Genomic DNA, 13347 nt, shown 5'->3' with positions numbered 1-13347 from the left:
GCCCCACCCATTGCGCATGCATGACGATGCGCATAAGCGTAATCAACATAAATATCTAAATCTTGGCAGTTTGAAGCAATAAAGCCATAATCAGTCCCAGTTGTTCCACTGCCTTTTTTTATTGCCGATCCTGATGCTTTTGACTTATAAATGCGATCAAAGATACAAGCATACGATGCTGTACCAATATTTAATAAGTTTTTAGCATCGATTTTTATTGTACTGTTTGATGCCAGCGCAAAACGGATCGCTGATAATCCATTTCCCTCAACAATCATATTAATATCTAAGTAGATAGGAGATATTTTATAAACTTTATCTTCTATCCCTCCAGGATAAATTGATTCTAAACTCTGATTTAAAGTAATAATATCATTAGAAGCAGAAACTACTTCTTTGATTTCTCCATCAAAATAATACGGACGATATTTATTAAAGCTATATTCTCTTGTATTCTGTATTGCAATAATGTCTGATTCAAATAAATTAGATACAATATCTAAAGTTACTTTATTATCAACTACAGATACTATACTTCCAACTTCTTCAATATCTCCTGTGAATGTAATAAAAGAGTTATTTGACTTTAAAATACAATTTGTATGTATTTTAACTTTCTTGCCTGGTGCTGAAATTATTATATTTTTTTTAAAAAAATATATCTCTCCGCTAAAATCCTCTATAACAATGTCATTATTTTTAATGTATTGAGCTAAATATTCTAATTGATTCGTGCAATCTTCATCATGTAAAAATCCGAAATCAAAAAAAGTAAATTTTGCGTCTTTATATTTCCAACCTGTCATATTTAGATTTGGATCATTTTTATTTTCTGCGATTACAGAAACTACTTGCTTCCCATTTTCAAGTAAAACCATTTCACCAAACAAGTAAAACTTATCAGATCTCCATCGGTTTGCCTGCCCAATTCGTGCTAAATCATTAATTTGTTTTTGATTTTCTTTTCCATCAGCAATAAACTCTGCCAACCAGCCTTTTTCTACAGCAACATTAGCTAATTTCTTATATAGCCCCTGAACATAGAGATCTAGTTGTTGCATTGAAACACCCTGCTTTTCAATCATTGCTAAAAATGCAGCTTTAGTTTCATCATTTAAACTATCAACATAAGCACCCAAGTCTTTAATATCATTATTGATCATCCAATTCAGTACGCCCATTTCTTGCAGCTTGTACCAAATTGAATCAAGATCTTCATTCACGGGTTCTGGTCGAAATGAGTTGTCATAAGTCTTATAACTACCATCTCGTTTAAGTGGTGTATCACGTCTAATTTTAATAACCGAATTGGCTTTTGGTGCTTTCAAAAAAGTCACTTGATCAGTATTAAAATCAAATGACCAATCACCCACTGGTGGTTCTACATCATCAACTAAAACAATAAGATGATCTTGTTCTTTAGCATCAAAATTTAAGGGAAAAACTGTAGTAGTTCCATTTGCAATAAATTCTTGGTAGGGTGTTTGCTCTGATACAGCCATGGTAAATTCACCTTAATATTCAAAATCTAAGGTGGCTTCAATCACACCACCGTCCGTTCTCCAATTAGGCGATGCATTCGCTTCGTTTTGTCTGTGTATTTTCCCGATGCGTTCAGGTGAATCAGTGATTGCACCAGCTAGGGAATCAAGATAATCATCTTCTTGATCTGTAATAGCAGGGTTGAACATACGCATTTGTTTGAATTGAACAGAAGTGTTTTCACCCTCATGTGTATCAAGTACAGAAACATGTGCCCACAACAAGCCTGAAACCAAAGGTCCTTCAATTCCATCTAAAATACGTTTATTTTTCTGCCCTGTAGAATGGTTCTCGTTTACACCACAACGAATTTTTCTTTTTTTCAACGCTGCTTTTAAGGATGCTGGTGCAAAATTACCAATGCCGTTGGTTTCAATGGTCACGCTTGGTATGTTGTATTCTTCGATCAAATCACATAACTGCCATACTTGGCCACCTGTGACTTCACCAAAATCATCTGTGATAATGACTTCGCCTTTCAATGCGATAGATCTATGCCAGTACTTGTTGCCAAGATCATCATGCAGAACCAACGTTACAGCAGAAACATCCGATTTTAACTTACCTGAACTTGGGTCCCATCGGCATGTCATCCCTACAATTTGACGCTCACCTAACATCATAATGTAGCGACCATTGGCACGTCTTAATATTGGCTCACAGTCATAAGCAATCAGTTTTTCAGGATCAAGGCGTACATCACCAGTAGGCTTGGCATGTAATTGGTACTGTGAATCCCATTCATTGATTGTTCGGCATTCTTTGCGTCGCTCTTCCATGACTGCAGGTGTAAAGCGTTCTGGCCATAGTGCTTCACTGTACACATCAATCAGATAATGCTGTTCTGTAAATATAATTTTGTAAGCTTTACCTTGTTGTACCCACTTATAATTAATGCCTTCTTTTAAAAGTTTTGCCTGGTTACCAATACCACTAAAAATATAAACCGGGTCAAAATCAACAATGGCTTCAAATACATTTTCAAATCGTTTTTCATGTTCAAACATTTTAAGCACCAAGCATTTTGCACCTAGTTTTTGAATGTGGGTGTACAAAGAATCATGTGTGTGTGGTGTACCAACAAAAAGTTTCTGTCCACCTGGTATTAAAATATGTGTTTGCTCAGATAGGCGATAACGCAGTTTTTCACGTGATTCAGGCGTACCAATATTGCTAGGAACTTCAACATCATCATTTTGGATTTCATTTGCACGTGAACCTGTGACATTGGATAAAATGCCACGTGCATGAATAGAGCCATGACGCACATCAGTTGAACCTGTTACCCACCATTTTTGTGTCTCCCCACGTGCTTTTTTGATACTGAAAAGTACACATAAAGGATGACGTTCTAATACTTGTTCAGTACCTCGACTGACTTTATAAGCATCAGGATCTGTTGCGCCCTGATGCAAAATGAGATGATCAGGATTGTTATAAAGTTTCCATGCATTATAAATATCTAAGATCGTTGATTTACCATGTCCACGTGGCATCATCAATAAGCCAAGCGTGCCGTAATCTTCTAAGAAATCACAAACATCTAAGTGAAAATCAGGCACGACCCAGTTTAATGTTTCAGCATAAACAAGGTAGAACGCAGCAAATGAAACCTTGATCATTAGCTTGGTCGATTTGGACGTTGTTTACGCTCACCAAGCTTTTTGGTCACACTTTCTAAAAGTGCTGCTGCTTGCTGTTCAGGTGTTATTGCTCTGTCATCCGTATTACCTTTTGTAAATTCATCATCATGTAAAATACGTTTGAGCTTTTCCATACAAGTGAGTGCTTCTTTCGCCCCTTTGTATAGCCACACCTTGTCCCCTCGTCCCTCTTTTGAAAAAATATCCTGTCCGTATGCTTCAGTCATTAAATCAACTGCATCGCTACTAGCCATTTCAAGACATAGTTTTAATTTCTCTTTAGTTTCAGGTTTTAAATGACCTTCTTTCTTTTCATCTGACATAAAAAAAGCCCTATCATCATGTTTCGATAGGGCTAGTGTTGCTGTGAAAGACTTGTGTTTGGTTGGGTACTATTGGACTACACGTTCAAAGTCAGGCATTTGTATATCAGAAAGATCATCACCCCAAAAACGTGTTTTGTCATGTTGCCGTTCAGCTTTCCGTAAAACTTTTTCACGATATCCTGGTGCAATGGTATCTTGCAATTCATCAAAAATCATACGGTTCATAACGGCTTTTGTATACCATAGATTTTGTCCCGGTATTTTTCCTTTGACCATTTTAAAAGCCTCATTCCCTGCATTGGTTTCAATGCCATTGGCGAGTTGAGTAGCATTACCTAAAGTCACATTGAGTGCAGTTTTCACATCAGATCCAAAAGGACCAGTTAAAACATTCTCAGTACTTCGCCCTGTTGGGTCCATCCCTGCCACAACAATATCCCCCATGATCGCCAAACCACCACCTTGGGCAATCGAACGTTTCATAAAGTCGACTGTTTTTTCAGGATCGTCACTATCCCACATGGTGAGTGGATCATTGCCGTTTACGATTTCACGAAGCTGTACTACAAATGCACCAAGTAACGATGTTAGCGCAACCAGTGAAGCACCATAAGTTGCTTTGCTCATTGTCGATGGTCTGCTAAAAGTTCGGCTACCATGACGCATAAGCATGGCTGCTGGGAATGATTTAAACTGCAGCATTGAGCGTAGAATCTCACCCATTGCAGTGCCTTTACGCAAACCACCAGTCATCCACGTTTTTTCACGTAGACCAGCTTCAATGACAGCCATGCCTTGCTCATCTAATAAATGCGCTTGGAAGCGTGAAGCTGCTTCGTCACGTAATTTTTTAGCAAGTTCCTTTTTTTCACCGTCAATACTTTTTGTTAACCGATCGGATACTTGTTCACGTTTTAACTGACGTTCATTAACACGTGTTTGATATTCAGAAAATTCATTATCTAATTTTTGAATACGTTTATCCAATTCATTATATTTTTTTTGAATTGCCTTATTTGCTTCACTATCAGCTTTTTTAATTTTCGCACGTAACTCAACCATACGACGTTCAGCATTGCCTATCCGTTTACCAATACTTTCACCACTTGTGTAGTTTTGACGAGCTTGTGAAGTAATCGAACTATCAAGTTTTGCATCCGTCTTTGACTTAAGCTTGCTTTGCTCAACAGCTTTTTTAATCTCAAATTCTTTTGTAATGTGACTTTGTTTAAGCTCAACCAAAGATTTGTATTCATTTAAAATATCAACTTGCTTCATAGCTTTAACTTCACGTGTGTTTGCAAATGAATTTAAGCGATCGGCTAACTTGCTTTCATACACTTTGAGCTGTTCAGGTGTAAGCTTTGTTTTGCTATTCAATAAGCCACTAAAATCATTAAACTTAGATTGAATTTCCTTATCATTCCTACTAACAGTATCTGATATTTTTTTTGTTTTCTGATGAACTTTGTTGTTCAGAGATTCTAATTCCTTTCCTAATTTTTTAGCACTATCAGCTATACGGTCAATTGCCTTACCTTGTGTAATACCATCCATAAACCCCTTTAAATTTTCGGTATTTGTAAGTGTTCGTAGATATGTATTCATATCAGCCTGTGCTGCTGCTGCCTCTTTTTGAGCATCTAATAAATCCATTCGATCCTGTAATGCCTGTTTCTCAGCAATAGCTTGACTATCCTTACGATTCGCATAGTCTTGTAATCGTTGTGATAATTGACGTTTAGTATCATCTAAACGCTGTGATCTATTTGAGACTCTTAAATCATCTTCAGTATTTCGAGTGTTAAGTTCATTAACTTGATTGTTAATATCATCAACTAACTTACGTACATCACCATCCATAGCAGCTAAAATTTTATCATCAGGAATTTGATAGATAGATCTGGCGCTCATGAGTTGATTACCTTTACGATCTAACACTGGCTCAGCCAAACGCATGATTTCCCATGTACGTTCATTTAAACCTGTACCTTGCAGCAGCTCACGGTCAATTGCTTCTAAATCATTCCATGACTTTTCACGTGTCAATCGACCGTACTTATCCATAAGCATTTTTGAAAAACCAACTTTATTGGCTGCGGTTAAAGCATTTAATCCCGATAGTCTTAATACTTGAGTTGCCAATGAACTTGATAATTTTGCAGCCTTTTCAGCTTTACCATGCACTGAGGTTAGACCATCATCCGACCAGCGTGTAATTGTACCTAACATTTCTTCAGTGGCTAAACCTAAGCTATGTGCCTGCTCACGATCTGCCTTATTCTTCGGATTAAGTTGGCTAATGATTTCACCAAAAATTTTACGATACGCAATATCATGGATCTGCGCTGTTTTAAGTGTCATCGCTTGGTCAGTCAGTGATGCAAGCGTAGTAGCACCTAACATTGATGCAACGTTCATGGAGCGATAAGTTAAACCAATGTTTGCCAGTACTTCGTTTTCAGGCATGTTTGCACCCATAAACTCATCAAACATGACTTGAGAACGGTTTAACCCCTTTTTAGTATCATTTGGATCAATACCTTTTTCCCAATCTTTTTGACGTGCTGCATCCATAAGAATACGCATAGCACCTTTTGGGTTACTTCCTAGGTTTTCGACCAATGCAATGTCTTTAGATAATCCATTCACATGTGCTTCAACTAGATCTACAAACTGCATACCGCCGTATTTTTCTTGATACTCAAGCCAAGCATCAGCATTTTTGAAATGTAGTACACGGCTTTCACTATGTTTGCTAGTGACTTTGGAATTACCACCAAAATTATTACGCCCAATCTCTAATTTGTTTGCACCATTACTGGTGATCGAATCGTATGAATATTCTAATAATGCTTTGATTTCTGCATCAGAATATAAAGAACCATCTTCTTTGACATACATTTCACGATCAATCACATTTTCAGCATCACGTACCCATTGGTCTTTACCTACTTGCACCATTTTCTGTGCGCTATGGGTTTGAGGTAATGCCCAATTATCAAGCTTGCCAATGTCTCCACCAGAACGATTAAAACGCTCTCGCATCCCTTCAAAGACTTCGCCCATCTTGTCTGAGATCTGTTTTGCCGATGCATTACCTGAGCTTTCACCAAATCGCTCTTTAATAATTTCATGCACTAATTTTTTATCAGTCCATACGCCAATACCGCCTTTAATATTGGTATAAAAGTCCATCAGCTCACCACGATAAATCCCTGCAATGGCACGTGCCTGTGAGCTAAAAGACTTAATGCCTGACATGTCACCATGAGGTGCAATCATACGATCGACAACTTGGGAAGCTGGTAAGGTTGGGTGATCTAACTGATTTAAGTTTCGTGCCTGAATAATAATGTCATTTGCAGCAATCCTATTTTTACGTCTAACCTCGCCTAAAATATCATCCGCAATACGCTGACCAGCCGCAGAAATACGATCGTTTAGGCTCATGTTTTGCCATTTTTGACGATCTTCACGTGCTAAGTTTTGCATCGTTTTATTAATGCTTTTTTCAACTGCTGCGACTTCTTGAGCGTTTAGTGTTTGTTTGCCTAATGCCTGTGCTACGGCTTGTTTACATTGGTCTTTCATAATAAAAATGCTCAGATAATTTCCACTATCTGAGCATTGACTGGGGTAGGGTTTGTTAGGTGTCTTTTAAATAACCCCTAGAATTTTTTTAATTCTGTCGTTTGCTACTTCATTTGGCATACTTTCAACAACCCAAAAAGTGTGTTCACCAACTAAAACTTTTCTATAAGTTTCTGATTCCCCAGTTTTTATATCACCAGCTTTGAAAGTGCTACCTTCATATTTATCAGGGTCAAAAGGAAAATCTTGACCATTTTGAAAACCGCCTATAAATTTATTCATATAACCACTCTAAAAATAAGTAAAAAATAGTTATAGTCACATTTACCCAAACTGTAAAGCGCAAGACAGCGCTGTCTGTGCTGCTAAAACATCTTGCTCTGCTGCCTTTGCTTCAGCGTCTAATTCATCCAAACGCTCACGTAAAGTCATTGTGATTTCTTCCACTTCACCATCGGGCTTGGTACGAGAAACTGTGATTTCTTGGTTGGGATTATTGGCAATAATTTCTAAAGCTGCTTTTTCTTCGGGTGATTCACCAAACAAACTGCCTTGGCGTGGATCCCCCATTGCTTCAACTTCATTAATTTTGGATTGAATGTTGTCACCAATGGCTTTGGCACTTCGCTTATTGCTGTCAAAAACATTGAGGAAGTCACGTGCACCTGCAGATAAACCGTCATCAATAAGCTGACCTTGATCAAGATAGTCACGGATATTTGAACCACTGGCTTTAATATCACTATATTTTTGCGTGGCTTGCGCTAGATCGGATGCAATTGTATTTTGATGTCTACCGCCTTGCTTCACTAAATCTGCAAGCTGTGCGAGTTGTGGTGCAGCACGAAGCAAAGAATTTAAAATATTTTTCCCATCTTCATCAAGATTTTCAGCAAGTCGTGTCACAAGGTTTGAATCACCGTAAGTGCGTTGCACCAGGGCAGATTCAATACGCCGTTTTCCTTCTTGTGATAAACGTCCTTCAGGTGTGATTGCTGTTGCACGTTCTGACTGTGGAAGTTGATCCACAAAGCCTCGAACAAAGTCCATTGAACTCTCGAGATTGATCGAACCGTCATTATTGATCTTCAAAAGTGATGAATCAGGTAAACGATCAGCATCCGTTTTTGCTCGTTCTGTTGCGCTGAATTGAGCTACATCGCTTTCATTTGCAAGCTTTGCGAAGTCTGCACGATTGGTATCAGTCAAGCGTGTACGTACTAAAACTGGATTTTCAATGCCTGAAATATCTAAACCTCGAGCAGCAGCAAAATCACTTACAAATTTTGTATATGCTTCGGCTTTACCTGTTTCGTATGCGCGATTAATTGCCAATGTTCGACCGTTACCCGATTCAACTACATTATCAAAACCAATAATTGGTGCGCCGTCTGACAACTTATAGGACTCACCTAATAATTCAGGTTTTAAGTCGTTGGCCATACTTTCAATTTGCTGACGTGATGCTTCACGTGTCCGATCACGTGGCTGTAGTTCGGCTGGATAACGTGGATTTACACCATAAGCCGTATCATTTGATGCGATTAGTTCGCCTAGTGATTTCACATCATAGGAAACATCGTAACTTGTACCGTCCATTGCATGAACAGTCTGAATATTTGAACCATCACCACCGTATTTTTTAGCAATATCATTCCATCTTTTTTGATATTTTGCTTTCACTTGCCCGACGGTCATACCATTAAAGCCATGTGACTTGGTTATACTTGTCCCTTGTTCTGCTGCAGTAATCATTCGACCTGTTTTTTTATTCTTATATGATTTACTCCAACGTGTGGCCACATTAACAAACAACTCATCATCACCAGCTTTTAAGAATACAGGACCACCACCTTCACCAAAGAAATGCATGAAGTACACTTCAAGCCCTGACGGATCACGGTTAAATTTATTTTTAAATATTTTGGCATTGTGTTGGTAGTAGTTTAAGCCAGCACGGATCTGATCATTACCGTTCCATCGATCACCACCACCCATAGAATCGAATGTTCTATCAAGTGTTTGATACAAACCCTTAGCACTAGAAAGCAACTTTCCATTTCTATCCTTGGGTTGGATTTTAGGATCAAACGTGCCGCCTGTTTCAATGTGAGAAATAACCACCGCATTGATGGGGTCAATACCACGCTTTTCTGCTTCAGTTGCGATTGTTTTTGCCCAAGGCTTGTTAGTATAGCTTGCAACTCTTGAAGCAGTTAAAACGGTTGTTTTGGGTGCGCCTTGCACGTTATGAGGTACATTGACAGGTTGGCCACTTTCAATTTGCGATCGTGCAGTATCTAAATTGACTAAATTATTATTGTGTTGGATTGGATCTGTCGTGCGTACTGGTGTTGAGATATTATCTAAATCAAGCTCGTTAGCAACCAAAGTATGTTCTGCTAGATCTTGTCGTGCTACCGCCGTATCAGCATCTAATGAGCGAATCTCAGCATCTACATTTTCATTTAGACCTTTTTGTTGATAATGTTTTAAACCACGTGCACCACTAAAAAATAAACCATTCAGAATAAGATTGGTTGCAACGCCTTCTTTTGTGATTTCATAATATTTAGCTTGTTGGTTATAACCTGCTGATTCTAAAATATTACCACTAACCCACTGCCCTGCGGTCATGATCCCAGTTGCACCGCCAATGGATAGCCCAGCATCAGCAAGTAAGCCGCCAGCACCTTTAAAACCATAGGTAATGGGTAAAGCAGTCGCACCCCCGGCAATAACACCGTCAGTCAAAGCAACTTTTAATGCAGTCCCCTCATCAACCCCTTTAGTTGTAAGGTTGTCATATACGAAATTTGTTTCAGATGCACCTGTAGCTGCTACAGCCCCACCAATACCACCTGCAGCACTACCAAGAACAGCACGTGTTAAGTAATCACTAACTGAAAAACCAATATTCCCAATAGTTCCTGTGTTTTCTGCATCTTGAAGCTGTTCAATTTCAGATACCAATTCTTGTTTTCTAACTTTGTTTTTAGCTTCGTGTACCTCACTAAATGATGGATCTGCAACGTTGATACCGCCATCAATGCCGTTTTTTTCAATATCATCATAAGCATATTGCACATGATCTTTAATACGCTCAAAAGGTTTTGCAGCCGTATCAATAACTTTGATTGTCCCTGCAACCATGCCTTTAGGAACTGCCAATGCAGCCCCATCCCAAAGACCAGGTGTTTTTTGCTGCGTAGGTTTATGAGCGATACCAGTAGCATTTAATGTATCTACTTGTTGCTGATCTTCACCCGAAAATTCTGATAGCCAATTACTCATTTGGTTTTACCTTTCATGTTAATTCGCCAGACGACACCATTCACAATCAATGGATTGCCACGCGCATTGACTAAATCATATTGAATTTCACCCTTAGCAGATCGTTGATCTGAGCGTCTTAAACGTAACGATTCAAGATCATTCACACTAATATTAGTTTTAGATGAAATATATTTAAGACCAGATGTGACATTGGTTTCAAAAGCATCATTTGCCATGCCGTATGGTTTTGATACCTTCCATTTTTCATTGCCATATTTCATGTCTTGCTCATATACACCACCAGTTGCTAAATCTAATGCCGTACTCAAAGCATCTTTACTTATGTCATCTTTGTCTTTGTGCTGATAATTATCGCGTTCAACCAAATGTGCATATATAGATTTAAAGCCAGCAAAGGTCATATTTGCAGTTTGGCCACTAGCAGTATTTCCCACGTATTTTGAAAATTCTTGTTTTAATAATTCATCTTTAGGCATGATCATTTGCTTATTTTTAAGCGCCTGTGTACCACTGATAATTGCTGTTGCTACATCCTCTCCTTCAGTGGATTTATAACCATATAAACGAGCAATACCAGCCAAAATATAAGACTGATCGCCACCACCCAATTGCCCTAAAGTAGCTCCCCAAATTCTATGACCATCGGGTAGATTTTTAGACTGACCAATCAAACTGCCAATAAAATTAAGCTTTCCATTCACACCAAGACTCTCAAAAGCTTGCTTAGCTTCTGGCAGATCCTCACTAGAAATAGGTTGGAGTTTAATGTTGGCATCTTTTAAAGCAATCTGATTCACGCCGTTCTCAACCACTTTTTTAGCAAATGATCCTGAATCTGTTTTTAATTCCGCTGCAGTCAAATCGTGTGGTTGTAAACCTGCTTCACGTACTGCTTGGTTTGGATTTTCTTTGATTGTATTGAGCTTATCTTTATAAATTTCCTCATAAACACCCAATACTTTTTCTTCAGTTTGAGCTTCTGCAGAAGAACTATTTTTCATTTTGGCTTTTTGCTGATTGATCATAGCTGATTGATCACTTGTTTTTAAGCGACTGAATTTTTGAAAATTTTCAGACTGTGCTTTATAAAATTGATATTCACCTTCGTATTCAGTACCTACAACAGATGTACCTACATTTGATGCATATTCAGAATCTATTGCACGACCAGTCAAAACATTGGCTTTAAACTCATTAAAAACTTTACCTGCCATTGTGACACGCTTGTTTTCTTCAACTTGTTTTTTCTGATTCAGTGCATCGATACGGCTTAAAACTTGTTTTTGTTTATCCTGGATTGTTGGTCCATCAACATAACCATATTGCCCACCCTTTAAATCAGTAAGCAATCCGTTTAAATCTTCAACACTTTCATTTTCTAAAGCTGTATTAATACGCCCATCAATCGACATAAGATTGCGTGTTGTGTTGTATTTTTGACGATAGGCAGACTTATCAGCTTCAGGTAAATTCGAATTTGTTAAATAAGTTTCAAGATATTCACGCCCTTGCTGCTCATCATAACGAGTAGCAATATCAAAAGCACGGTCAACTAACTGTGATGACTTTTGTAGATCCGCACGTAACTGCAGTGGTAAAAAATCATTTTCTTGACGCTGAATATTATTGTTCCAATATGCATCTAGCTCATGTTTCGAATGCATTGGAAGTGTGGGCGCAAACTCATCATATTTCGTTTTTGACCAAGTTTGAAGCTGTGTCTTACCTTCTTCAGCACTGATTACACCTTTAGAAACTTGATCTTTAATCGATACAATCTGATCACTCATTTCGGTTGTGAGTACATCATCAAGTTTTATCTTGGCTTCATCAGTTGCTAACTTATCGTGATACAGCGCAATTTGCTTCTGTTGCGCTTCTTGCTCACGTTGTTTCTGATCAAACTGCTGTGCAACCTGCGATACATTTTGCAGTGAATTAGCGATCATTTGACCGCTTTGAGACTGTGGTAATTGAGTCCGTTCAGCCTGTGGCATAGACTGACCGAAATTACCCATCGGGATTCTAGCCATTATTTCCACCCACCTTTAGCACTGGCACCTGCTGAAACCGTATTTAAAACACCTGTGGCTGCTGCAGTATTCGCATCACTACGATAAACACTTGCTGCTGCTTTTAGTTTCTGTGATGAATTAAACCCTGTCAGTCGCGCCATTTCTTCGTCATATGTTCCGTCACGCTCAATTTGATCATTGATCACAACAGAAGTGCCTTCGTTCACATCAAGCCCATTTTCCGCTGCTGCTGCACGTGCTGCTGATTGAGCTTTCTCTTTTTGTTTGCGAATACGTTCAGCTTCGACACGACCTTGTTTTACTTGCGCCTCTGCATCTGCTTCCGCTTGTTCTGCTGCTGTTTTATTTGATGAATATGCGGAATACCCACTAATTGCAGCACCTGCTACTGCTGCAACTGCTGCTACGGCTGCCCATGACATTATTCGATCTCCTTACATTTACTGGGTAAAGATGCAAGGAATTGATCGATTTCATGATCTGGAACAATTACTTGTTTTTCGATTTCTTCCAAGTCAGTGCTATTTGTTGGATGTACAGTGATCCATGAGCTATCTTCGTGAAAATAGCCGATTCGTTTTGTGCCAGGCATGGATTTTAAAACCACTGGCGCTTTCATAAGCTCAATACCATTTTCAGTCGCAACGGTTAATGAGCCTGTGAGTAAAATATTCATGTGTTCAGTACGATGCATCTTACTTACAACGAGCGTTCCAGCCTTAGCATCCATCTGACGCAGATAAACACCTGGTGCAAAATGATTTTGAATAGGTACATCAATTAATTCAGCACTGTCTTGAATCTGTTGTTGAACATCACGAACCACATCAATGTAAGCCTTGTTTTGAATGTCGCCTAAGATGTGCGCCAAAAGCTCGGTGTTATCAGGTGAAATGATTTCTGACATGT

General features: G+C 38.6%; 9 protein-coding genes. All 9 read right to left on the bottom strand.

The window, feature by feature from the left end; translation table 11 throughout:
• On the bottom strand, positions 1 to 1502 hold a 1502-nt coding region (locus HX005_RS06910), incomplete at its 3' end, for a phage tail fiber domain-containing protein (RefSeq protein WP_502872725.1).
• A gap of 12 nt (positions 1503 to 1514) precedes the next feature.
• The gene (gene terL / locus HX005_RS06905) at positions 1515 to 3164 is read right to left on the bottom strand and encodes a phage terminase large subunit (protein WP_286376779.1); all 1650 of its coding nucleotides are present in this window, start codon (positions 3162 to 3164) and stop codon (positions 1515 to 1517) included.
• Positions 3164 to 3508, bottom strand: coding sequence for a hypothetical protein (locus tag HX005_RS06900; protein WP_286376778.1), 345 nt, complete (start codon positions 3506 to 3508; stop codon positions 3164 to 3166). Before HX005_RS06900 ends, terL begins: the two co-directional genes overlap by 1 nt.
• Positions 3509 to 3577: 69 nt before the next feature.
• Positions 3578 to 7105: a hypothetical protein gene (locus tag HX005_RS06895; RefSeq protein ID WP_286376777.1), complete on the bottom strand. Its 3528-nt coding sequence runs from the start codon at positions 7103 to 7105 to the stop codon at positions 3578 to 3580.
• 66 nt (positions 7106 to 7171) lie between these two features.
• Complete coding sequence (locus HX005_RS06890) at positions 7172 to 7387, bottom strand: hypothetical protein (RefSeq protein WP_286376776.1); 216 nt, start codon at positions 7385 to 7387, stop codon at positions 7172 to 7174.
• A gap of 42 nt (positions 7388 to 7429) precedes the next feature.
• Positions 7430 to 10399, bottom strand: a complete 2970-nt coding sequence (locus HX005_RS06885; RefSeq protein WP_286376775.1) for a lytic transglycosylase domain-containing protein — start codon at positions 10397 to 10399, stop codon at positions 7430 to 7432.
• A complete protein-coding gene (locus HX005_RS06880) occupies positions 10396 to 12435 on the bottom strand; it encodes a methyl-coenzyme M reductase (protein WP_286376774.1) in 2040 nt (679 codons plus the stop codon). The genes HX005_RS06885 and HX005_RS06880 overlap by 4 nt, the downstream gene beginning before the upstream one ends.
• On the bottom strand, positions 12435 to 12860 hold the full coding sequence (locus HX005_RS06875; RefSeq protein WP_286376773.1) for a hypothetical protein: 426 nt from the start codon (positions 12858 to 12860) through the stop codon (positions 12435 to 12437). Before HX005_RS06875 ends, HX005_RS06880 begins: the two co-directional genes overlap by 1 nt.
• Positions 12860 to 13345, bottom strand: coding sequence for a hypothetical protein (locus tag HX005_RS06870; RefSeq protein ID WP_286376772.1), 486 nt, complete (start codon positions 13343 to 13345; stop codon positions 12860 to 12862). The genes HX005_RS06875 and HX005_RS06870 overlap by 1 nt, the downstream gene beginning before the upstream one ends.
• Between the last annotated feature and the right edge of the window lie 2 nt (positions 13346 to 13347).

The organism is Acinetobacter sp. R933-2 (assembly GCF_030325485.1).
GTDB classification, from domain to species: Bacteria; Pseudomonadota; Gammaproteobacteria; order Pseudomonadales; family Moraxellaceae; genus Acinetobacter; species Acinetobacter sichuanensis.
The sequence above is the reverse complement of the archived record's forward strand: the minus strand, read 5'-3'. Positions and strand labels throughout refer to the sequence as shown.